General features: G+C 39.8%; 20 protein-coding genes. 2 read left to right on the top strand and 18 right to left on the bottom strand.

Going from position 1 to position 23,062, the window contains the following annotated elements:
• Positions 1 to 102: 102 nt before the first annotated feature.
• The 13 genes from fabG to sucD form a co-directional block, all read right to left on the bottom strand.
• Positions 103 to 846, bottom strand: a complete 744-nt coding sequence (gene fabG / locus ACS5PU_RS02900) for a 3-oxoacyl-[acyl-carrier-protein] reductase (RefSeq protein WP_439457763.1) — start codon at positions 844 to 846, stop codon at positions 103 to 105.
• Between the two features lie 47 nt (positions 847 to 893).
• On the bottom strand, positions 894 to 1,160 hold the full coding sequence (locus ACS5PU_RS02895) for a GIY-YIG nuclease family protein (RefSeq protein WP_439457762.1): 267 nt from the start codon (positions 1,158 to 1,160) through the stop codon (positions 894 to 896).
• Positions 1,161 to 1,313: 153 nt separating this feature from the next.
• A complete protein-coding gene (locus ACS5PU_RS02890) occupies positions 1,314 to 2,390 on the bottom strand; it encodes an agmatine deiminase family protein (RefSeq protein ID WP_439457761.1) in 1,077 nt (358 codons plus the stop codon).
• Positions 2,391 to 2,573: 183 nt separating this feature from the next.
• Positions 2,574 to 3,449, bottom strand: a complete 876-nt coding sequence (locus ACS5PU_RS02885; RefSeq protein WP_439457760.1) for a carbon-nitrogen hydrolase — start codon at positions 3,447 to 3,449, stop codon at positions 2,574 to 2,576.
• 459 nt (positions 3,450 to 3,908) lie between these two features.
• On the bottom strand, positions 3,909 to 5,873 hold the full coding sequence (locus ACS5PU_RS02880; RefSeq protein ID WP_439457759.1) for an SPFH domain-containing protein: 1,965 nt from the start codon (positions 5,871 to 5,873) through the stop codon (positions 3,909 to 3,911).
• A 588-nt stretch (positions 5,874 to 6,461) separates the two neighbouring features.
• The gene (locus ACS5PU_RS02875; protein ID WP_439457758.1) at positions 6,462 to 6,698 is read right to left on the bottom strand and encodes a cysteine-rich CWC family protein; all 237 of its coding nucleotides are present in this window, start codon (positions 6,696 to 6,698) and stop codon (positions 6,462 to 6,464) included.
• Positions 6,699 to 6,924: 226 nt separating this feature from the next.
• Complete coding sequence (locus ACS5PU_RS02870; RefSeq protein WP_439457757.1) at positions 6,925 to 9,309, bottom strand: ribonucleoside-diphosphate reductase subunit alpha; 2,385 nt, start codon at positions 9,307 to 9,309, stop codon at positions 6,925 to 6,927.
• A gap of 153 nt (positions 9,310 to 9,462) precedes the next feature.
• A complete protein-coding gene (locus ACS5PU_RS02865) occupies positions 9,463 to 10,434 on the bottom strand; it encodes a ribonucleoside-diphosphate reductase small subunit (RefSeq protein WP_316808960.1) in 972 nt (323 codons plus the stop codon).
• A 454-nt stretch (positions 10,435 to 10,888) separates the two neighbouring features.
• On the bottom strand, positions 10,889 to 11,272 hold the full coding sequence (locus tag ACS5PU_RS02860) for a septal ring lytic transglycosylase RlpA family protein (protein WP_439457756.1): 384 nt from the start codon (positions 11,270 to 11,272) through the stop codon (positions 10,889 to 10,891).
• Between the two features lie 193 nt (positions 11,273 to 11,465).
• On the bottom strand, positions 11,466 to 13,022 hold the full coding sequence (locus ACS5PU_RS02855) for an arylsulfatase (protein WP_439457755.1): 1,557 nt from the start codon (positions 13,020 to 13,022) through the stop codon (positions 11,466 to 11,468).
• Between the two features lie 181 nt (positions 13,023 to 13,203).
• Positions 13,204 to 13,707, bottom strand: a complete 504-nt coding sequence (locus ACS5PU_RS02850) for a methionine-R-sulfoxide reductase (RefSeq protein WP_439457754.1) — start codon at positions 13,705 to 13,707, stop codon at positions 13,204 to 13,206.
• Between the two features lie 127 nt (positions 13,708 to 13,834).
• Positions 13,835 to 14,227 (bottom strand): GxxExxY protein, encoded by a 393-nt coding sequence (locus tag ACS5PU_RS02845; protein ID WP_439457753.1) that lies wholly within the window; start codon positions 14,225 to 14,227, stop codon positions 13,835 to 13,837.
• A gap of 191 nt (positions 14,228 to 14,418) precedes the next feature.
• Complete coding sequence (gene sucD, locus ACS5PU_RS02840) at positions 14,419 to 15,291, bottom strand: succinate--CoA ligase subunit alpha (RefSeq protein ID WP_039479954.1); 873 nt, start codon at positions 15,289 to 15,291, stop codon at positions 14,419 to 14,421.
• A 237-nt stretch (positions 15,292 to 15,528) separates the two neighbouring features.
• Between sucD and ACS5PU_RS02835 the strand changes: the two genes are divergently transcribed.
• A complete protein-coding gene (locus ACS5PU_RS02835; RefSeq protein WP_439457752.1) occupies positions 15,529 to 15,954 on the top strand; it encodes a cupin domain-containing protein in 426 nt (141 codons plus the stop codon).
• Positions 15,955 to 16,131: 177 nt separating this feature from the next.
• Here the strand turns inward: ACS5PU_RS02835 and rlmF are convergent, their stop codons facing one another.
• From rlmF to truA, 5 genes are all read right to left on the bottom strand, one after another.
• Positions 16,132 to 17,097, bottom strand: coding sequence for a 23S rRNA (adenine(1618)-N(6))-methyltransferase RlmF (gene rlmF, locus ACS5PU_RS02830; protein ID WP_439457751.1), 966 nt, complete (start codon positions 17,095 to 17,097; stop codon positions 16,132 to 16,134).
• 316 nt (positions 17,098 to 17,413) lie between these two features.
• Positions 17,414 to 18,664: a C4-dicarboxylate transporter DctA gene (gene dctA, locus ACS5PU_RS02825; RefSeq protein ID WP_439457750.1), complete on the bottom strand. Its 1,251-nt coding sequence runs from the start codon at positions 18,662 to 18,664 to the stop codon at positions 17,414 to 17,416.
• A gap of 15 nt (positions 18,665 to 18,679) precedes the next feature.
• Positions 18,680 to 19,702 (bottom strand): isoaspartyl peptidase/L-asparaginase family protein, encoded by a 1,023-nt coding sequence (locus ACS5PU_RS02820; RefSeq protein ID WP_439457749.1) that lies wholly within the window; start codon positions 19,700 to 19,702, stop codon positions 18,680 to 18,682.
• Positions 19,703 to 19,761: 59 nt separating this feature from the next.
• A complete protein-coding gene (locus ACS5PU_RS02815) occupies positions 19,762 to 21,531 on the bottom strand; it encodes an ABC transporter ATP-binding protein (protein ID WP_439457748.1) in 1,770 nt (589 codons plus the stop codon).
• 102 nt (positions 21,532 to 21,633) lie between these two features.
• On the bottom strand, positions 21,634 to 22,392 hold the full coding sequence (truA, locus tag ACS5PU_RS02810; RefSeq protein WP_439457747.1) for a tRNA pseudouridine(38-40) synthase TruA: 759 nt from the start codon (positions 22,390 to 22,392) through the stop codon (positions 21,634 to 21,636).
• A gap of 137 nt (positions 22,393 to 22,529) precedes the next feature.
• Between truA and ACS5PU_RS02805 the strand changes: the two genes are divergently transcribed.
• Positions 22,530 to 23,054, top strand: coding sequence for a hypothetical protein (locus ACS5PU_RS02805; protein ID WP_439457746.1), 525 nt, complete (start codon positions 22,530 to 22,532; stop codon positions 23,052 to 23,054).
• The last annotated feature ends 8 nt before the right edge of the window (positions 23,055 to 23,062 follow it).

Below are 23,062 nucleotides of genomic sequence, written 5' to 3'. Positions count from 1 at the left end.
TGTTAGAAGGCTTTAATGTTGGAAAGTTAAAATGTTAAAAGGTTGCAAGGTTCTGCTCCCAAAACCTTTCAACCTTCCAACCTTTCAATCTCTTAACCCTTCTTACAGCATCCCGCCACAAACCGACAAAGTTTGTCCGGTTACGTAAGCACTCATATCTGAAGCCAGGAATACGCAAACATTGGCAATATCTTCCGTTTCGCCAGCGCGTTTTAAAGGAATATCTTTTTCCCAGCCTTCAACAACTTTAGGATCTAAAACCTCAGTCATTTCGGTACGGATGAAACCTGGAGCCACTACGTTGGCACGGATATTTCTCGAACCCAATTCTTTAGCTACCGATTTGGTAAAACCAATAATACCTGCTTTTGATGCTGCATAATTGGCCTGACCTGCATTACCTGTAACCCCAACAACCGAACTCATATTGATAAAAACACCTTTACGGGCTTTCATCATCACTTTAGATGCTGCTTTGGTTACATTGAAGATAGACTTTAAGTTGATGTTGATCACGTCATCCCAGTTCTCTTCGCTCATGCGCATCAACAAACCATCTTTGGTAATACCTGCATTATTTACCACAATATCAATTGTACCGAACTCAGTTACGATATCGTTAATCAATTGCTCTGCTTCGTCAAATTTAGAGGCATCAGAACGGTACCCTTTTACCTTGGTTCCAAAACTTTGTAGCTCTTGCTCTAAAGCTTCGCCTTTTTCTACTGATGATAAATAGGTAAATGCTACGTTAGCACCTTGCTCAGCAAATTTTTCAGCTATTTTACGGCCAATTCCTTTTGATGCGCCGGTAATTAATGCTGTTTTTCCTTCTAGTAATTTCATTTATTATTTATAGTTTGTCAGTCTGAGCCTGTCCAAGACTCAATCTGTTATTTATTTTTATAATTTGATAATCTTACAATTTCATCCCAGTCTTCATTAAATAAAGCCTCTTTTTTCTTTCTACTCCATCCCTTAATTTGCTTTTCGAAGTCTATAGCATCTTCAATTTGATCGAACCTTTGGTAATATTTCAAAGTGACCGGCCTTCTTGAAAAGGTATAGGAAAGCACATTTTCGCCGTCGTTATGCTGTGCCAGTCTAATCTCTAAATCGTTTGTTACGCCAACATAATAACTCTTATCACTGCATTCCAAAATTTAGACAAAATAATTGTGTACTGTCGCCATAAAAGAACTTTACAAAATAAAGTTACTAAAATATTCCTCACTAAAGTTGTCATTTTGAGTTTACTCAAACATCGCGAAATCCTTCGACAGGCTCAGGATGACAATTGCATAGGGTAAAACTTAAACTGCCGGTTCTTGCTGACTTAAGCAATGGAAACTACCCAATCCCCAGATAATATCTACCGAATTGATACCGATAACTTTCCTATCTGGAAAGCAGTTTTGAATAATATCTAAAGCTTTTTGGTCATTTACATCATCAAAAACCGGAACAATTACAGCAGCGTTGGCTATGTAAAAGTTAGCATATGATGCAGGTAAACGGGTATCATCGTAAATTACCGGTGAAGGCATTGGCAGTTCAACTATGTTTAATGGCCGGCCATCTTTTAGTTTCATGGTTTTTAAAGCCTCCAGGTTTTCCTGCAGCAGCACATAGTTTTCATCCAATGGATTGCTTTCCACAACCGTTAAAACGGTATCCTCGTTTACGAAACGGGTAATATCATCAATGTGACCATCCGTATCATCGCCTACAATACCATCGCCTAACCACAATACTTGTTCCTGTCCGTAATACTCAAGCAAATACTGCTCAATCTGTTCTTTGGTTAAATGTGGATTGCGGTTTTCGTTTAATAAACAAGCTGTAGTGGTTAAAACCGTGCCTTCTCCGTTAAATTCTACCGATCCACCTTCCATTACAATATCGGGAAGAAATAAGGGCAGATCGAAATGCTTGGCAATTTTGGTAGGTACTACATCATCCAGATCAAAGGGAGGGTATTTTCCGCCCCAGGCATTATAACCCCAATCTACTACGGCTTTTTCATTTCCTTTAAGCACAAATGCAGGTCCGTGGTCGCGGCACCAGGCATCGTTGGTTTCGTTGAAATAAAATTCAATCTGGCTTAAATCAGCATCTACCTTAGTTAATTCAGAAATGACAAAAGTTTTCATTTCTTCATCCTTTACATTGATGCGTACCTTTTCACCTTCGGCAACAGCTTTAATAAACTGGCAATAAGGTTTATAAATGGTTTCGATTTTTCCGGGCCATGAAGCCTCTTTATGCGGCCAGCTTAACCAAGTAGCCTCATGTTTAGCCCACTCGGCAGGAAAAGCATAGCCTTGCTGCTTGGGCGAATAATCGAATTGATTAAGATTTAAATCTTTTCTTGGCGGAAAGTTTGACATTCGTGTAGTCTTATAATTTAAAGGTATTGCATTAGATGGTCGTCATCTCGATCCGATAGCTATCGGATGAAGCATAGTCCCGAACATTCGGGAGAGAGATCTTTAAAAGATTTCTCGACTACGTTGCACTTCGCTCGAAATGACGATGTCCTGGCTGTATGCTTTGGTCTTTAAGCTTTCAGCTTAATCCCCATCAATATATCTTTTCGTAATCGGCTGGTAAGAATCAATTCTTCTATCCCTTAAAAATGGCCAATGTTTGCGGAAGAAATCAGATTCAGATAAATCGAGTTCTACTACTTCGGTTTCTTCTAAATCGTGCGATCCTAAATAAAGCAGTTTACCCTGCGCGTTTGTGGCAAAACTTCCGCCCCAGAATTTCATAGCTCCATCCTGTTCAAAACCTACACGGTTTACACTCACCACTGGAACGCCATTGGCCACCGCGTGCGAACGCTGAATGGTTTGCCATGCATTGTATTGATCTTGATTGGTATCCTCATCCTGATCGGTTGCCCATCCAATGGCTGTTGGATAGAACATAATATCGGCTCCCATCAGTGCTGTAATACGCGATGCTTCCGGATACCATTGATCCCAACAGATTAAAATACCGATTTTAGCAAATTTGGTCTCAAAAACCTTGTAGCCCAAATCGCCTGGGGTAAAGTAAAATTTCTCGTAAAAGGCAGGATCATCAGGAATGTGCATTTTGCGGTATTTACCCAAATAAGAGCCATCGGCATCTAAAACCGCAGTAGTATTGTGGTATAATCCTTCAGCACGTTTTTCAAACAAAGAAGCAATAATTACTACGCCCAGTTCTTTGGCCACTACCTGCAAAGCATCAGTAGATGGGCCTGGAATAGCTTCAGCCAGGTCGAAATTATCATAATCTTCAACATCGCAGAAATATAACGAGGTAAAAAGCTCCTGCAAACATACAATCTGTGCACCTTTTGCAGCAGCTTCCCTTACTTTCGCAATTGCTTTATCTAAATTTTCTTGCTTATCTTTAGTACAGCTCATCTGCACCAAGCCAACTTTTACTTTCTTCATTTTTTAAAATTATTGGATGAGTAAATGATGGGATGAATGAATGATCAAATGATGGAATGATTGACTGTTAACGTATAGCCATTCACGCATCAAAACTCAGTCATTCAAAAATCAATCATCAAAATTCTATCATTCTAAACCGGCTGCAAAGTTACTAAAAAGGTTTAAGGTATAAAGATTGACAATGTAAGGTTTGTATAAAAATACGATAAAAGCAGAGGTTGTATTTGTAATAATTGTTAATTGACTATTATTGATGGATTAAATAAAAGCGCCGTCATCTCGAGCGGAGAGCAACGTAGTCGAGAGATCTATCTAAGTAGATTTCTCCATTCTGCTACGCTTCATCCGATAGCTATCGGATCGAAATGACGATAACTTAGAGGAGAGGTGAAAAATGGTAATAAAATAGAAAAGCCCCAACTTCCGTTGAGGCTTTCTATCTTAAATTAAAACCAATTAGGGGTTAATATTATCCTTTTTAGGTTTTGTTTTTGTTTCTACAATTTCGGCAACGGCAAGCACTTCTTTGCGTGCCTTTGGGTCCATCAGCTCCATCAGTTTAAGCCCCAGCAAACCATCCATTGCTGTGCCTCCGTGGTTACCATTATTACCGATAAGCACATCAGGGATCAGTTTTACGTTTCCTTTTGATAACTCTTCGGTAATTTTGTAGCGGGTAAAGTTTTCGCCTCCCAAAGCCTTAACGGCAAGTTCGTAAGCCTCGGCAGTAGATTTACCTACAGCCAAAATTTTACCTGCCTCGGCACTACCGGTTAACGAAATCTGCTCTGCCTCTGCCGATGCACGTAACTTAATCGCTTCAGAATCGGCCTGAGCCCTTGCTTTCGTAGCTTCTGCTTCGGCATGTGCTCTCATTTTGGTAGCTTCGGCCTCTGCTCCCACTGCTAATTTTACACCGGCCGCGTCACCTTCCGATTTTTTAACCGTAGCACTTGCGGTACGCTCGGCAATTTCAACGCTTTGTTGCGCTTTTACGATATCCTTCTGCATATCGGCAATTGCAGTTTCTTTTTCCATCCCCTGACGTGTTTCCTGCGCCTGTTTCTGCGTTTCGTATGTCACTTTCTGCTCCTCTGCAATTTTGCGGTCGGTTAAGGTTTTCATTAACGATTCTGGAGGCACAATGTCACCAATTAAAGTATCAACTGCATTTACGTTATACTCGTCAAGCACCTTGCGGATATGTTCTTTGGCCGATTCCTGACGTTCTTTACGGGTACTTAGGAAAGCAATTACATCGCTTCCCTGCGCCGAGTTGCGGAAATAGTTACCAATGGTAGGCTCTAACACTTGCGAAACCAGGTTAACCATATTACCAAAGCGGGCAATTACTTTTGGGGCCTCTGTTGTTGGTACATGTATAATCTGCGCTACATCCAGATTAAAAGGGAAACCATCTCTCGACCGTACCGTAATGGTAGATAAATTTTTATCCAGGTTATGTGCCTCGCTACGTGCCGATGCCCAGTTTAACACCAAATTGGTTGTGGGCACCAGTTCTACCTTCATAATATACTTGTTAATTGGGTATTTACCAGGACCAAGCGGCTCTAACCAAACCCCTTTCGATCCCTTGCCCACAATATTACCGTGTTTAAAATCGGCCCCGGTTAAATCGTTTCCATCTGTACCGATAAACGAAATCACCACCCCTACATAGCCAATGGCAATTTCCATCATGGGTATTTCTTCCAATTGTACGGCCCAGGGATTGAGGTTGTAAGAACCCGCTAAAATTACCTGCGGCTGTAAACCACGGTTACCGCCCTGCTTAATAAAGGCATCAAAATCCTGGAAATTATTGTGGCCTTCTACCAGTTTACCTGCAATCTGGTTGGCTTCGATCGGTAAACCATCTAAGGTTGTTACAATACCTACCATACTTTCCTGAATGCGGATCATATCGGTAACCGAAACCTGAAACAGCATGGTATTGATACGGTACGAACCGGAAGTGATATAAGATGTTTGCCGGCCCCGTTGACCGCCATTTTCGAGAAACTTTACCGCATCCTGAAAATTATCTGACTCTACTTTCTGCCCCAGGATATTGCCCGTTGGGATTTCAGCCCCGTCTTTAGCCATAATGAGTCCGATTTTACCTTCAGGGATAATGGTAAACTGCTCCATGGTTACGCTGTACTGCCAAAACCACATCCCGAAATATAGTCCAGGTGCCAAGGTTTTTCCTTGAAAACCAGCTTCGCCTTTAACGGCAATAATGCGCCCATCGGGCAGCTCCCGAGCCGAGCCGAAGAGCACGAATTTTTTGGTAATCAACCCGATCCTATCTTCGGGTACGATGACCATCCCGAATAAGAAACGTAAAATATATTTGTATAAAACTACGCACAACAGTGCCACTAAAACCCACCAGTAATTTGAAATGAGCGATTCCATAATTTATATGATTTTTATGTTTTTTTTAGCCTGATAAACCATTTATCAAGTAGCATATTGACATCAAATTATGTGCATTGTTACCAGATTTAACACTTAATTTTAAACTATTTTTCATCGGTTTTAAGGGCCAAAAGATGCGTCAGGATGCGCTCTAGCAAGAATACCAACTGCAGATGACATTTTACGCAACGGTTAATTCTAGCGCTTAAAAACACCAAAAACTAACCCTTTAGGTTTTGGAGAACAGTTGCAGAAATTTTAATTGTACTATTAACAATTAATCGGAAAAACATGTCCTTTTTTGGACCTATGGAATTGACCAGATTGGGATACAATAATTTGCCTGCATTTGGATTATGAAAGCAGGTGAAATATGATCATAATTTAAGAATTTTCAGAAAGGCACAGTACCCAGGTATACTAAACCCGATTGAACGGATGCCGATTCCTTCAATCGGCAGGAGGGAAAGCGGGACCGGAGCCAACCGAAAGGTACAGAAACCTGCTTTTCAAATAATCGGGTTAGCATCTTTACCTACCAGATGAACCCTGAAATAAATTCAGGGTGACGAGTAAAATAAAGAGTTATACGCCTATTTCTTCCCTATACTCCTGTTGTAATTCGAAAAGGCATTTGGCGCATAAGCAACCGTCATAGAGTTCGGAAATATATTGTACTTCGTTAATGCTGAGCTGCACCACGCTACATTGGCATTTGGTATAAGCATTTGCCTTGCACTCAATAGCTGTTCCGCATCTTTCGCAGGGAATGATTTCGTGTTTGCTATGTTTTAAAATTCCGTTCATTTGTTCAATGGTCATTAGTTCATTCGTGTTTGGCGCTTTAGAAACTAATGAACCAATGACTGATGAACTATTGAACTAAAAGCAAAAGTAAGGACAAAAAATAAGGTTTTGAGCGTTTGCCCAAAACCTTACATATTTTATTGCTTTGTAATGAATGTTGACTGGTTCAATAGTCATTCGTTCATTGGTATATGGTGCTTTAGAGACTAATGAACCATTGGCTAATGAACTATTGAACTAATTATCCAGAACAGCTAATGCAACCTTCTTCCATCGAACAAACTGGTCCGTCGATGATTTCTTCTGCAACCTGATCCTGTGTCATTTCAGCAGGGATAACTGCTTCGATAGCTTTACCACCCTGGTTCTCTACCGTAAACTTAACTGCTTGCGAAGCCGCTTGTGTACGTAAATAGTACATACCTGTTTTCAAGCCTTTCTCCCATGCATAGAAGTGCATTGAAGTTAATTTTGAAGTATTCGGTGCATTTACAAACAAGTTTAACGATTGCGATTGGCAGATATATGCTCCACGGTCGGCAGCCATATCGATGATGTTACGCATCTTGATCTCCCAAACAGTTTTGTACAGCTCTTTAATATAATCAGGAATTGATGGAATAGCCTGGATTGAACCATTGGCCAAAATGATCTGGTTTTTCATATCATTGTTCCACAAACCTAATGCTACTAAATCTTTCAATAAGTGTTTGTTTACCACTACAAACTCACCACTTAATACACGGCGGGTATAAATGTTTGAGGTATATGGCTCAAAACACTCGTTATTACCTAAAATCTGCGAAGTAGATGCAGTTGGCATCGGTGCAACCAATAATGAGTTGTACACACCATCTTTAACTACTTTTTTACGCAATGCATTCCAATCCCAACGGCCGCTATCTGGCGTTACATTCCATAAATCGAACTGGAATTTACCTTTTGACAACGGAGAACCTTTAAAGGTTTGATAAGGACCATGTTTCACAGCTAAATCGTGTGAAGCGGTCATCGAAGCAAAATAAATAGTTTCGAAAATATCTTTGTTTAAACGTTTGGCCTCATCACTTTCGAAAGGTAAACGCAATAAGATAAAGGCATCAGCCAAACCCTGCACACCTAAACCAACGGGACGATGGCGCATGTTAGAGTTTTCGGCCTCTTGAACTGGATAATAATTGTGATCGATGATTTTGTTCAGGTTTAAAGTAGCCTGATAAGTTACATCGTATAATTTTTGGTGATCGAAAGCACCGTTGATTACGAAACGTGGCAATGCCAATGAAGCTAAGTTACAAACTGCAACTTCATCTTTAGAGGTGTACTCGATAATCTCTGTACACAAGTTAGAAGATTTAATGGTACCTAAGTTCTGTTGGTTAGATTTGCTGTTCGCTGCATCTTTAAACAACATATAAGGTGTACCGGTTTCAATCTGCGAATCTAAAATAGCAAACCAAAGTTCTTGTGCCTTAATGGTTTTACGGCCACGGCCTTCGGCTTCATATTTAGCATATAATTCTTCGAATTCTTTTCCGAAACAATCTGCTAAACCTGGTGCTTCGTGCGGGCAGAATAATGTCCAATCGCCATTATCTTTAACACGTTGCATAAACAGATCGTTAATCCAGAGGGCATAGAATAAATCGCGCGCACGCATTTCTTCTTTACCGTGGTTTTTACGCAAATCTAAAAACTCGAAAACATCAGCATGCCATGGCTCTAAATAAATGGCAAAGGCACCTTTACGTTTACCCCCACCCTGATCTACATAACGTGCTGTATCGTTAAATACGCGTAACATTGGGATAATACCGTTACTTGTACCGTTTGTACCGCCAATGTACGAACCTGTTGCACGGATATTGTGGATACTTAAACCAATACCACCAGCACTTTGCGAAATTTTAGCCGTTTGTTTTAATGTATCGTAAATACCTTCAATGCTATCATCCTGCATGGTTAACAGGAAGCACGACGACATTTGAGGTTTTGGTGTAGCAGCGTTGAATAAGGTTGGTGTAGCATGTGTAAACCAACGCTCGCTCATGAGGTTGTAGGTTTTGATTGCGCTTTCGATATCTTCTTTGTGAATACCAACAGAAACACGCATAAATAAATGCTGAGGGCGCTCAACAATCTGACCGTTAACTTTTAACAGGTAAGATTTTTCTAACGTTTTGAAACCGAAATAATCGAAACCGAAATCGCGGTCGTAAATGATAGAACTATCTAAAATAGCTGCATTTTTTTCTATAATCTCATAAACATCATCTGCAATAAGAGGTGCCTCTTTTTGCGCTTTCGGATCGAAATATTCGTACAACATCTTCATCGTACCCGAAAATGATTTAGTGGTGTTTTTATGCAGGTTAGAAACCGCAATACGCGAAGCTAACAAAGCATAATCAGGGTGTTTTGTAGTTAACGATGCCGCTGTTTCTGCAGCAAGGTTATCCAGTTCTGAGGTTGTTACACCATCATATAAACCTTCGATTACCTTTTTGGCAACATCGATTGGATCTACAAGATCTGAATTTAAACCATAGCACAGTTTTTGAATCCGCGCAGTGATTTTGTCAAATTGTACCGCTTCTTTACGGCCATCTCTTTTTAGTACGAACATATTTTATGAGATTAATTTTGTTAATGAGTGAATGAGCGAGTGCCGAATGATTAAATAACACCTAATCATTATTCAAGCCCCATTCTTTGTATTTATTTTTTGACTGATGAAAGAGCATTCGCTCATTCCATCCTTTTCTAATTCAATTTTACCTTAAAAGTCTTCGTCTAAAGAAAATGCTTGGGCTTTATTATCAGCAGAGGTTAATACACCGCTTTTTTGATAATCGCCAACACGTTTCTCGAAGAAATTGGTTTTACCCTGCAACGAAATCATTTCCATAAAATCGAATGGGTTTGTTGCATTGTATATTTTTTTGTAACCCAGTTCCTGCAACCATCTATCGGCTACAAACTCGATGTATTGGCTCATTAATTTTGCATTCATACCAATTAAAGCAACTGGCAAAGCATCGGTAATAAATTCTTTTTCAATTTCTACAGCATCACTAATGATACCATGGACTGCTTCTTCGCTTAATTTGTTGCTCAACATGCTGTATAGCAAGCAGGCAAATTCGCAGTGTGAACCCTCATCTCTTGAGATCAGCTCGTTGCTGAAGGTTAGTCCCGGCATTAAGCCACGTTTCTTTAACCAGAAAATAGAACAGAAACTTCCGCTGAAGAAAATACCTTCAACAGCAGCAAATGCTACTAAACGTTCGGCAAAAGTTCCGTTTTCGATCCAGCGCAAAGCCCATTCTGCTTTTCTTTTTACTGCAGGAACAGTATCGATCGCGTGGAACAAGCGGTCTTTCTCTTCCGGATCTTTAATATAAGTATCAATTAGCAGCGCATAGGTTTCTGCGTGGATGTTTTCCATCATAATCTGGAAACCATAAAAACAGCGTGCCTCAGGTAATTGAACTTCGCTCATGAAATTTACCGCAAGGTTTTCATTCACAATACCATCACTAGCAGAAAAGAAAGCAAGGATGTGAGAAATGAAATGTCTTTCGCCATCATTTAAATTATCCCAGTGTTTCTGGTCGTCAGAAAGATCAATTTCTTCTGCTGTCCAAAAACTAGCTTCGGTCTTTTTATACATTTCCCAGATTGCCGGATATTTGATCGGCAAAAGCACAAATCTGTCTTTGTTTTCTTGTAGTAATAATTCCTGTTCCATACGCTGATATTTAAAAAATCTATTTTTAACAGAGCCGACAAAGGCACGCATCCATCAATTTTATATGATGATTGTAATGTCTTTTATCAAAACGCTGTTGTGAAAGTGCTAACCCTATTGCCTGGCAAACAACTGAGTTTTTAGTTAGGAAAATTTAAATCTGCAATCAGGATGATGTACGTATAAATTACTAAAAACTAAGCTTTTATATTTGTTTCGAGGCGCAAGAAGTTAAAGAACTTTGTTATAACAAATATATATACGGCAGCCCTTTTTTGTGAACCAAAGTTGTTAACACCCTGTGCAATTGCTGGGGAAAAACGATCAGCCAAATATCATTTTCAAGCGAAAAAAAAGCTAATTGTTTCTTTTAAAGGGTTTAACAAACAAAAAATAGTGTTAATAACTTAAATTTGAGGGGTATAATATGTTCGAAATATAGCTAAAAAGAGTACTACTCAACAGTGTAACTTAGCTCCACCTTAGCTATGCCTTTATGGTAGATACCAATCTGTTTAGCAGCACGTTCAGACAGATCTATGGCGAGTTTTTTTGAGAAAGGACCACGGTCGTTTACCTTAACAACCACCGATTTTCCGTTATTGGGATTGGTTACCGTAACCAGTGTACCGAAAGGCAATGTACGGTGTGCGGCAGTTAGTTTTTTTGCCCTGTATTTGGCACCGCTTGTGGTTCGGTGGCCTTCAAATTTCCTGTGGTAATAAGTTGCGAGAACTGTTTTTTTAATACTATCTGGTTCGTTTGTTGATGAAACAGCATCTTGTGCATTACTATGTAAAAACAAGAACAAACTACTTAATAACAGCAGATACTTCATAGGCTAAAATTCTTTATCGAGCCTGCAAATATAAGCATTTAGTTTATTATCAATAATTTGTGGAAAAATCAATCAGGTAAAACGGTCAGAATCATGAAAATATGTTTTCAAAACACCCTGCCATTTTACCTTTTTTTCTTGCCCCACCCTACGGCGGCAGTTGCTTTTACCAAGCTTTAATGCTCAACAAAAACTATTTCATCTCCTGTTCCAGAACCGGAATCAAAAATCTGGATAAAGCAGGGGTTTGGTGTTCTTTTTTGCTGATCTGGATCATTTTTGCAATTATGTCAGGGTGCTTGTCGGCCAAATCATTTTCTTCTTTAATATCAGAGTTCAGATCGTACAAAGCCCATTTGGCATTTCCCTTTAACATATTTAACCTCAGCCCCTTCCAATTGTCGATACGGATAGCCTGTTGCCCCCCATATTCGGGGTATTCAAAATAAAGGTAAGGATGGGTAGCCTGCTGTGCCTTGCCCAACAGCGTTGGCAGAATACTGATGCCATCTACATTTTTTGGCGTTTTAAGGTTTAGCAGCTCACAAAGTGTGGGCATCATATCCATGGTTGATGAAATCAGGTCGTTTGTTGTCCCTGGCTTTACCTTACCGGGCCATGAAACAATAAATGGCTCCCTGATGCCTCCCTCATGCACAAAGCCTTTGCCCCAGCCGTAATTGGCCTTAAACGGACCGTTACTATTAAAGAAGGCAGGATCTACCCCAGCATTGAACGCTACACCATTATCTGCAGAAAACATAATAATGGTATTATCGTAAACTCCTTTTGCCTTAAGCTCATTAATCAGCTGGCCTACCTGCCTATCCAGCAACGTAATCATTGCCGCATATGTAGCCCGAGGATAACGGCACGGAAAATAAGAACCATCGCCCAAAAACGGTTTTTCATCCCCAAATTTCTGGTGGTAATAATCTACCAGCTCTTTTGGTGCCTGCAAAGAAACATGCGGCAATGGTGTTGGATAATACAAGAAAAATGGTTTAGCAGCATTTTTATCGATAAATTTTAAAGCTGCTTTGATCAAAAAATCAGGGGCATAATCTTTCTGTGCATATTTCTCATAATTTTTCGCATCCAAACTATCTAAACCTTTCGGAAAAATTACCGTAGGCGCCTGTATTTTATTATCCAAAGGCACCCGGTTTTCATTTTCCCAAAGATGGCCATTGTAATAGGTATGGTCTTGCCGTTGACAGATAAACCCATAAAAATAATCGAAGCCCTGTTTAGTTGGAAAACCAGTGGTGAAAGGAGCACCTAAACCCCATTTACCAACCATACCTGTTGTATAACCTGCGCTTTTGAGCATTTCTGCAATAGTGATGGTAGAATCGGGGATCGGATATTGCCCTTCCAGATAAGGGTTCTCTTCCATGGCTTTAAAATCCCAAACCGGGCCACGCTCTGCCCATTCGTGGTTACCGCGGATAAAGGCTTTGCCTGAGTTCTGCCCCGTCATTAAGATATAACGTGATGGTGCACATACCGGATAGGCATAATGCTGGGTAAAACGCATGCCGCGCTTAGCCAAGGCATCAAGATTAGGTGTTTCAATCTTGTTCTGACCATAGCTGCCCAGTTCGCCAAAGCCCATATCATCGGCTAAAATATATACAATATTGGGTTTACCCGTTTTTTGCTGAACCGTTTTTTTAGCTACATTTTGGGCAATAGCCACATAAAACGAAAATAGGGATATGATTATCAGTAAGCATTTATTTTTCATCTTTTAACCCTAATTTTAATGATGAGCTTGATAGGGATCAACTAAAATAATACTTAAAAAAACTTCTTTGCAATTAAAACAAAGCGCAAACGATTGACCATTTGAATTATTACAAAAGCGCATAAAAAAAGGTGTATGGCTAATTGCCATACACCTCTACCTAACCCCACTATAACCCACCTTATTTTTTATCGGGCACAAAGTTCATAGAGATCGAATTTACACAATGACGGGTGTCTTTGTTAGTAAATCCTTCTCCCAAAAACACGTGTCCTAAATGCGCACCACAGTTTGCACAAACAATCTCTGTACGCGATCCATCCGCATCAGGGATACGTTTTACAGCACCTTTAATTTCATCATCAAATGCAGGCCATCCACAATGGGCATCGAACTTACTTTCTGAGCGGTATAAAGCCGCATTGCAGCGTTTACAGGTATAGGTACCTTTATCGGTAGTATGTTCATATTTACCTGTACCTGGGTATTCTGTACCTTTATTTACGATTACTCTCTCTTCTTCGGGTGTTAATGGATTCCAGTTCATTTTTTTCTTTGGTATTATTTGTTCTGTTTCCTTTGTTTGTTTTACCTCTTTCTTATCCTGTTTTTGAGCACAGGCCGAAAGCCCTGTAATTAAAACAACAGCAGAAACTAAAAATAGTTTATTTAACATCGTTCTCATGTTACAATATACGTTAAAGCTATAGGTTTTGGTTTGCTGTTTCAACGGTTTGTAATAGTGTTTACAAAGGAATGATAAACACCATAATATTTTTTGCCACGGAAGCGCGGAAGACACGGAAAATGATTTAGAAAACAACGCGTCTTATTTCTAAAGTGGGTTTGCCGAAGTTTAATACTAAGCCAACACTAAATTCCGAGCATTTCAAGTAGTTTATAGTTTGAGCCAAATCTTCATTCGCTATTCCACTTTTTGATTTTATTTCTAAAACTACAGTATCAAAAACAATAAAATCAGCATAAAAACTATGCGCCAGTAAAACATCCTTATAGTAAACAGGATAATGTTTTTCTCTCTCGTAAAGGAATCCGCGGCTTTCAAATTCGATACAAAGCGCATCCTTATAAACAATCTCGAGAAAGCCACAACCTAAATCCTTATGAACTTCAATTGCAGCATTAATAATTAAATCAGTTTCATTTTTATAGGGAAGATTACCTTGTCTTATTTGATAATCCATAAATGAAAATTTTAACTAAGCTAATTAATTTCCTGATTTTTTTCCCTTTTTTATTTCCCTGCTTCTGTGTTTCCGTGGCAACTAATTTACCCTTTCGTTTTTTCCACCTATGTTTCTATCACAGCCTAGCCAAACGAAAAAGCGCTCCGAACCTAATCGAAACGCTTTTCTTTATGTAAATTTTAAAAATCTTACTTCGCTAATTCTTCTGCCATTGCAGCACCGATTTCAGCAGGACTTTCTACTACACGGATACCACATTCTGCCATAATTTTCATTTTAGCCGCAGCAGTATCATCGGCACCGCCTACAATAGCACCGGCATGGCCCATTCTACGTCCCGGAGGCGCAGTTTGACCAGCGATGAAACCTACAACAGGTTTAGTACCGTGTTCTTTGATCCAACGTGCTGCTTCAGCTTCCATTCCACCACCAATTTCACCAATCATGATGATACCGTGAGTTTCTGGATCGTTCATTAATAATTTTACAGCTTCTACAGTTGGTGTACCGATAATTGGGTCGCCACCGATACCGATTGCTGTAGTAATACCTAAACCAGCTTTAACAACCTGATCTACGGCTTCGTAAGTTAAAGTACCTGATTTAGAAACTACACCTACGTTACCTTTTTTGAAGATAAAACCTGGCATAATACCGATTTTAGCTTCGTCAGCAGTGATAATACCCGGGCAGTTAGGGCCAATCAAAGTAACATCACGGTCTGCAATATATTCTTTAACCTGAATCATATCCTTTGTAGGGATACCTTCAGTAATACAAACAATAACTTTAATACCACCTTCGGCAGCTTCCATAATCGCATCAGCAGCAAAAGCCGGCGGTACGAAAATGATAGATACATTTGCTCCCGTTTTATCAACGGCATCTTTAACAGTATTAAAAACAGGCTTATCTAAATGTAATTGCCCACCTTTGCCAGGCGTAACACCACCAACTACGTTTGTACCATAGGCCAGCATCTGCTCAGCGTGGTAAGTTCCTTCGTTTCCGGTAAAACCCTGAACGATAACCTTAGAATCTTTATTTACTAAAACGCTCATGTATCAATTTTTTTTGTGCAAAGCTAATATTATTGAGTGTAAAGTCAAACCGAAAAGCATATTATTTAGTTGCTTTTTTCAGTAAAATGTAAGGATTTGTTACTTTAGTGTGGAAAGACCTAATAGTGGAAGCTGAAAGCGGAAAGGCTGAAGTTGAAAGTATCGAGATGTGAGTATCAAGATGCGAGTATTTAGACATGATTAGCGAGACTTAAGGTGGGTGTAAAACAAATTATCATGAGAAAAACCATATTAATTGCAGCCGTTATTGCATCTGTGTTCATTTCTGTTAGCGCGAAGGCGCAAAGTACCGACACCAGTAAATATATCATCCAAAACGATGTTGAAGTTGCCAAAAAAGAGGCCGGTACGCACAATGGAGGTGGCGAAACCATCGGTTTTAATTTCTTCGCACAGGCCAAAAACCTGAAAACCATTTTCAGAAAGCGTATTTTAAAACCGGGATCATCGATCGGTTATCACCTGCAAAAAGAAGACGAAATTTATTATGTCATCAGTGGTAACGGCAAAATGAAAATGAATGGTAAAGTTTTCTCCGTTAAACCAGGTGATGCCATTTTAACAAGGCCGGGCAGCTCGCATGGTATTGAGCCTGATATGGGTAATGATCTCGTTATTCTGATTGCTTACGAGAAGAAATAGCCTGTTGGCAGTTTACAATTTCCAGTTAAAATTTTCAAGTCGGGATTACAAATCCCGACTAACACAAAAGAGATAGTCACCCTGAATTTATTTCAGGGTCTCTCTAAAAGAGATGCTGAAACAAGTTCAGCAAGACGTTATGTTAAAATTTTGATTTTTATTGCGGAAACTCCAAACTTATTTCCATCCTTTAACCCATTCTGCCTGTGCAGCCTCATTTTGGAAAGTCCAGGCTACGAAGCGGCTAATTTTCTGTCCCTGGCTCATCTGAACGGTAGTTACCTCGAAAGCGTTAGCTTTAACTAAGGCATTGTAAATACTTTTTAAGTTTGCACTTTTTGATACCAATGAGGTGAACCAAAGGACCTGATTTTTGATCTGTTCGCTCTGGATGATCATCTGCTCTACAAAAGCACGTTCACCTCCCGGGCACCAAAGTTCAGCTTTGTTTCCACCGAAGTTTAATACGTGTTTTACTTCTTTTTCATTTCCACCCAGGTTGCGCCATTTCTGACGGGTACCCTGTTCTGCCTCTTTTAACGACGCATGAAAGGGCGGATTGCAGACAACGGCATCGAAACGTTCGTTGCGGCCTACAATGCCTCTAAAAATACCCAGCTTTGAAGATTGCTGACGGATTTCTATTGCACCCTGCAAAGGTTTATTGGCTTCAATAATCCTTTTTGCCGATTCTACTGAAAGCGGATCGATTTCAGAAGCCACAAAGCTCCATCCATACTCCTGATGGCCGATAATGGGATAAATGCAATTGGCACCAACGCCAATATCCAGCACATTAATTTTTGCACCTTTCGGATTTTTGCCTTTATTGCTCGACCCTAAAAGATCGGCTACGTAGTGGATATAATCGGCCCTGCCTGGTATAGGTGGACAAAGGAAATCCTGAGGAATATCCCATTGAGAAATATCGTAATACTGTTTTAATAAGGCCCTGTTAAGTGCTTTAACCGCATTTTGATCGGCAAAATCGATAGAATCGTCGTTGTGTTCGTTTTTAAACACAAAACGTTTCAGTTCTTTAGATGATGCCGTAAGTTGTTTGAAATTATAACGCGAACGGTGTTTGTTGCGTGGGTGTAACTCGCTTTTTTCTTTGCGGTTATTCTGTTCTTGCTGAGCCAATATGCTATGGATTAACTAAACAAGCTGTGTTGCCTGTTTCTGCTGCAAAGATACACAAAAAAGGTAGAAGGTAAGCAGGATGAGGGTAGAAGGTTTGCAAGCGCCATAAAAACTAAAATTTGCTATAACACCATCTAGCAATTGAAATGGTGTAGCCTGGAAGCACCCCTCTGATCGTCGCCCGATACAGATTTATCATCGCGATCAGGGCCTATCTAGCTAGAAAGATACTGAAATACATTCAGTATGACAATATCTTTAAGTTCTGCACCCAAAATTCCAAGCTCTCAACTCAAAACTCCCAACTCCAAGCTAACTACTCCTTTTCCGTAGAAATAGCTTTCAAGTACTTCTCTTCATCAAACTGGTTTTCGCTTTTTGCAATCACGATTGTAGCTACACCATTGCCAATTACATTGGTTATTGCCCTGGCTTCGCTCATAAAACGATCTACGCCGATCAATATCGAAATATGCTCTATGGGCATAATTTTTAAGGCAGTTAAGGTTGATACCAGCACAATAAAACCGCTACCAGTTACCCCTGCAGCTCCTTTTGAGGTAACCATAAGCACACCTAAAACCGTTATCTGCTGGCCAAGGGATAAATCGACATGAAAAACCTGACAAAGGAATATTACGGCCATCGCCAAATAAATTGCTGTTCCATCGAGGTTAAATGAATAGCCCGTTGGAATAACCAAGCCAACAACCGATTTATCACAACCAATGGATTCCATTTTCTGCATCATGCTGGGCAAAGCCGATTCGGATGAAGAAGTACCCAGTACAATCAAAATCTCCTGACGGATATACTTTAAATATTGCCACAAACTGAATTTGTAATACCTGCAAATGGCATTTAACACTACAAAAATGAATAAAATACAGGTTAAATAAACCGAGCCCATCAGTTTGGCCATTCCGATGATGCTCTGTAAACCATGTGTACCGATACTGAAGGCCATTCCGCCAAAAGCCCCGATGGGTGCTAAGCGCATAATTACTTTCATGATTTTAAACAGCACTTTCGAAATCTTGTCGAACGCATTTAAAACCGTTGTTCCCTCGCCACCCAGTTTGTTCAAACCATAGCCGAACAGAATAGCGAACAATAAAATCTGCAAAATATTTCCTTCGGCAAAAGAAGCAATAATGTTGTGGGGAATAATATGCAGGAAGAACTCGGCCCAGTTCATATCCTTAGCCTGCTCGGCATAGCCGGCAATTTTGGTGCTATCGCCTGCCTTTGCAACCATTCCGGCGCCAGGTTTTAAAATATTGGCCACCAGCAAACCAATTGCAATGGCTACGGTGCTCACAATTTCGAAATACAACAGCGCCTTGCCACCTACCCTACCTACTTTTTTCATATCTCCCATGTGTGCAATGCCCAATACGATGGTAAAGAATATAATAGGCGCAATTAACATGCTGATGAGGTTGATAAAACCCTGACTAATAAGCTTAGCCGTTGGTGCAAAACCAGGAAAGTAAGCACCAACAATAATACCGATTGTTATGGCAACTAAAACCTGAAAGGTTAGATTGGAAAAAACTGATTTCATCAATATGGGGCTACACTATCTGTAAATACTTATCTCAATTTTGCCATCGGCGGTAATGGCACCTCTATACATCCCTTCGGTATTAAAGGGCATGGTCATATTTCCTTTTCTATCTAAAGCAATTAAACCGCCATCGCCACCCATTTTACCAACTTTATCTAAAGCAACTTTCGAAGCTTCGCTAACCGATAAACCTTTGTATTCCATTAAATCGGAGATGGTTTTAGCCACAACGTTACGGATGTAAAATTCGCCCCAACCGGTACAGGAAATCCCTGCAGTTTCATTATTGCAATAGGTACCTGCACCAATAATGGGTGCATCGCCCACACGGCCGTATTTTTTATTGGTCATTCCACCTGTTGATGTGCCGGCGGCAAGATTGCCTGCTTTATCCAAAGCCACACAGCCCACGGTGCCAAATTTATAATCATGGTTTTTTATGCCTAAAAGTTCCGATTTTTTGCTGCCATGATCGAGTACAGCTTTGGTTGAATCTTCTTTTATTGCTTTTTGCAGGCCCTCCCAGCGCTCTTTGGTCCAAAAATATTTTGGATCTACAATTTCAAGTCCGGCATCTTTGGCAAACTGATCTGCGCCTGCCCCTACTAGCATTACGTGCTCTGATTTTTCCATTACTGCCCTTGCAGCAGAAATTGGATTTTTGATGGTGGTAACACCGGCAACGGCACCAGCCATTAGTGTTTTACCATCCATAATGGCCGCATCGAGCTCATTCCTGCCATCGTGTGTAAAAACAGCACCTTTACCTGCATTAAAATGAGGGTCGTTTTCTAAAACATGTACGGTGGCTTCAACCGCATCTAAACTCGATTTGCCTGCTTTAATTTGAGCATAACCTGTTTCTAAAGCTTTGGTTAGTGCAGCTATATATTCGGCCTCCTTTTCGGCACTCATGTTTTTTTTGAGGATAGTTCCGGCACCGCCATGGATAACCATTACATATTTTTTCTGTGCAGCAACCTGAGAGGCTAAAGCCAAAAGCACAAATAAGCTTAGTATTTTGAACAATTTCATTTTCCTACTGGATTTAAGAAGCTGTTAAATTAAGAAAATCTGTTGGAATAATTGCGTTTTTAGGCCTTCGCTATGCCTTTTGATGAAAATTGCAGATCGTAAAGCTTTTTATAATAACCGTTTAGCTTTAACAACTGTTGATGGGTTCCTTTTTCTTTGATTTCTCCTTTATCGAGCACAATAATCTGATCGGCTTTTTGGATGGTTGATAAACGGTGGGCAATTACAATTGATGTACGGCCTTCCATGAGGTTATCAATTGCTTTCTGGATCAACAATTCTGTTTCGGTATCAACAGAAGAGGTAGCTTCATCTAAAACCAAAATGGCTGGATTATGCACCAGCGCGCGGATAAAGGATATGAGCTGCGCCTGACCAGCCGAAAGTGTTGCGCCTCTTTCCATCACATTATATTGATAGCCGCCCGGTAAACGTTCAATAAAATCGTGCGCACCCACTTTTTTGGCTGCATTAACCACCTCAGCAATTGTAATTTGTGGATTATTAAGCGTAATGTTGTTCAAAATTGTATCCGAAAACAAGAAAACATCCTGAAGTACAGTGGCAATATGGCTGCGCAGGTAATCGAGTTCAAAATCTTCAATGCGGATACCATCAACCGTAATATTTCCTTTTTCTACTTCATAAAATCGGTTCAGGATGTTAATGGTAGAGGATTTTCCCGCACCTGTTGCGCCAACTAAAGCCACTGTTTCGCCAGCTTTAACCTCGAACGACAAATCTTTCAGCACATAATTATCATCGTTATAGGCAAACCAAACGTTTTCGAACTGAATATTCCCTTCCAGTTTTGCAGGTTGCTGCAGACCTAAATTCGGGGTTGTTTCATCGGTATCCAAAACCTTAAATACACGCTCGGCACCAACCATTCCCATTTGTAGGGTATTAAACTTATCGGCCAACTGGCGGATCGGTGTAAAAACCATGCCCAGGTACATAATAAACTGGGTAATTGTTCCAGGGGTAACATCTAGCGGCTTTGAAAGGATACTCTTTGCACCGTACCAAACCAATAAACCGAGCGACATGGCCGAAATCAACTCAACAACCGGAAAAAATATAGAATAGTACCAGTTAGAACGGATATTGGCATCGCGATAACGCTTATTAATGGCATAAAATTTACGGTACTCCTGCTTTTCGCGCGCAAAGTACTGCACAATAGAAACTCCGGTAATGTGCTCCTGCAAAAAGGTATTCAGGTTAGAAACTTCATTTCTGATTTCCTGAAAAGCCACTTTTATGGCCTGTTGAAATTTCCGCGTTGCTATAATCAGTAAGGGAATGGGCAACAGCACCACTAAACTTAGCTGCCAATCGGTGTAAAGCATTACGCAAACAATAACCACCACCTGTAAGCTATCGCCTATCATCGAAATTAAACCCTCAGAAAAAATATCGGCAATGGTTTCGAGGTCAGAAACAGTTCTGGTAATTAACTGACCGATAGGTGTTTTATCAAAAAATTTAAGGCGCAGTTTGGTAATGTGGTTAAATACGTTGATCCGCAGATCGCGTATAACCGATTGTCCCAGCGTATTGGTTAAAAGGGTGTGGTTGTACTGAATCAGCGTTTGTAAAATCAGCATGAAGACCATTAACATGGTCATGTTTACCAAGCCCCCATAGTTGCCTGTTAAAATGTAATGATCTAAGGTGTATTTAATTAAAAACGGACGCACAGGAGAAATAACCGCCAATAAGATGGTTAAAATTACCGACCATACAAAAACGGCACGGTAAGGCTTTACGTACTGAAAAATACGTTTGAGTAATCCGGTGTTGTATACGTCGCCTGTAACTGCCATATTTTTTATTTTTGAAGGATTGAATTTTGAATGAATGAATTTAAAACAATAGCCGATCAACATTCAATCATTCAAAATTCATTCATTCGATCATTCGATCATTCAATCATTCTCTATATAAGGGTATACTATCTTCACTAAATACAAACCGCAGGCAGGTACCGATTGCCCGGCATTGCTCCGGTTTTTACTTTCAATAATTGCTTTGAAATTAGCTAAATGGATTTCATGTTTGCCTATACGCACCAAAGTACCCATAATGGCGCGCACCATATTTCTTAAAAAGCGATCGGCCGCTATGGTAAACACCAGCCCGCCATCCAATTCTTCAAAAACTGCTTTGGTAATTTTACAGTTATTGGTAAAGGTTTGGGTATTCGATTTACTGAAACACGAAAAATCGGTATAAGTTAACAATATCGCAGCAGCATTGTTCATGGCTTCGATATCCAGTTTATCTTTAAGCAACCACGATCTGTTCAGCTTAAAGGGATCCTTTTCAAAGTGAATATAATACTTGTAGGCCCTTGCAGTGGCATCGAAACGGGCATGGGCATCATCATGAACCGGAATAATGCGTTTAGCTGCAATTTGATAAGGCAAAAGTGCATTAATACCTGCAACAGCATTTAAAACCTTGTCTTCATTAAGGTCATCAACATCAAAATGCGCATAAAAATCTTTGGCATGTACCCCTGAATCTGTCCTTCCGCAGCCCAACGTTTCTATTGTCTGCCGAAAAACTGTAGATAGGGCTTTATCCAACAACTCCTGAACGGTTACTGCATTCGGCTGCGTTTGCCAGCCATGATATAAGCTGCCATCATAAGCGATTTGTATGAAATACCTTTTTTTACTCAAAGCGATGCAAAAATACTTTTTTCCTTTTATTACATGGCCTAGTAAAGTGGAATTAATATATTTCGACTGTAAAATATTAATTAACTAAAAAAATTATAGTTTTATCAGCTCTCAGAAACAGAAATCTAAAATGCGCCATGAAAATCAAAATCATTACAATACTCGCTTTCCTTACAATTTGCATCGTTATCCTTTCTTGTGCAGAATTTAAATTATACAGCACAAACAACAAATACAATGGAGTTTACCGATCAGAAAAAATAGATAGTATTAGACAGTATCTTTCCGATGCTTCTGGCAAAGCCGTAAAAGACACCATTATCATAAAATACGATTTCAATAATGATAACTGTTGGAATATGCTAGATCAACAAAGCAAAGAATATATTGCCAAAGTAATAGATGGGATGAACGTCTCTATTGCGGAGTATGAAAAGGCCCACCCTAAATCGTCAGTATATCAAATTAGGGAAAAAGGCAACAACTTTAACAAATTAAAACTTAGAAATAAGAACATCGTTATCGATAACGGTTTTTTGCGTAAAACCATTTTTAATACGCTGGCTACCTGTGGAACATCTTTAAAAATATATCCTGATGGCCGCTATGAATTCATTTATAGCGATTCGCATTTTACCGCCATACAGCCAGTTAAAAAATAAAGGCGATA

Origin of the sequence: Pedobacter sp. GSP4 (genome assembly GCF_051857575.1) — a bacterium.
Taxonomy (GTDB): domain Bacteria; phylum Bacteroidota; class Bacteroidia; order Sphingobacteriales; family Sphingobacteriaceae; genus Pedobacter.
The sequence above is the reverse complement of the archived record's forward strand: the minus strand, read 5'-3'. Positions and strand labels throughout refer to the sequence as shown.

Bases quoted from the DNA above. Each gene is read 5' to 3' on its own strand.
- sucD (WP_039479954.1), bottom strand. From the start codon at position 15,291: ATGAGCGTTTTAGTAAATAAAGATTCTAAGGTTATCGTTCAGGGTTTT.
- ACS5PU_RS02880 (WP_439457759.1), bottom strand. From the start codon at position 5,873: ATGGAATCGCTCATTTCAAATTACTGGTGGGTTTTAGTGGCACTGTTG.
- ACS5PU_RS02855 (WP_439457755.1), bottom strand. From the start codon at position 13,022: ATGAAAAATAAATGCTTACTGATAATCATATCCCTATTTTCGTTTTAT.
- ACS5PU_RS02860 (WP_439457756.1), bottom strand. From the start codon at position 11,272: ATGAAGTATCTGCTGTTATTAAGTAGTTTGTTCTTGTTTTTACATAGT.
- ACS5PU_RS02875 (WP_439457758.1), bottom strand. From the start codon at position 6,698: ATGACCATTGAACAAATGAACGGAATTTTAAAACATAGCAAACACGAA.
- ACS5PU_RS02890 (WP_439457761.1), bottom strand. From the start codon at position 2,390: ATGTCAAACTTTCCGCCAAGAAAAGATTTAAATCTTAATCAATTCGAT.
- ACS5PU_RS02865 (WP_316808960.1), bottom strand. From the start codon at position 10,434: ATGGAACAGGAATTATTACTACAAGAAAACAAAGACAGATTTGTGCTT.
- ACS5PU_RS02870 (WP_439457757.1), bottom strand. From the start codon at position 9,309: ATGTTCGTACTAAAAAGAGATGGCCGTAAAGAAGCGGTACAATTTGAC.
- dctA (WP_439457750.1), bottom strand. From the start codon at position 18,664: ATGAAATCAGTTTTTTCCAATCTAACCTTTCAGGTTTTAGTTGCCATA.
- ACS5PU_RS02850 (WP_439457754.1), bottom strand. From the start codon at position 13,707: ATGAGAACGATGTTAAATAAACTATTTTTAGTTTCTGCTGTTGTTTTA.
- ACS5PU_RS02845 (WP_439457753.1), bottom strand. From the start codon at position 14,227: ATGGATTATCAAATAAGACAAGGTAATCTTCCCTATAAAAATGAAACT.
- ACS5PU_RS02815 (WP_439457748.1), bottom strand. From the start codon at position 21,531: ATGGCAGTTACAGGCGACGTATACAACACCGGATTACTCAAACGTATT.
- ACS5PU_RS02835 (WP_439457752.1), top strand. From the start codon at position 15,529: ATGAGAAAAACCATATTAATTGCAGCCGTTATTGCATCTGTGTTCATT.
- fabG (WP_439457763.1), bottom strand. From the start codon at position 846: ATGAAATTACTAGAAGGAAAAACAGCATTAATTACCGGCGCATCAAAA.
- ACS5PU_RS02885 (WP_439457760.1), bottom strand. From the start codon at position 3,449: ATGAAGAAAGTAAAAGTTGGCTTGGTGCAGATGAGCTGTACTAAAGAT.
- ACS5PU_RS02805 (WP_439457746.1), top strand. From the start codon at position 22,530: ATGAAAATCAAAATCATTACAATACTCGCTTTCCTTACAATTTGCATC.
- ACS5PU_RS02820 (WP_439457749.1), bottom strand. From the start codon at position 19,702: ATGAAATTGTTCAAAATACTAAGCTTATTTGTGCTTTTGGCTTTAGCC.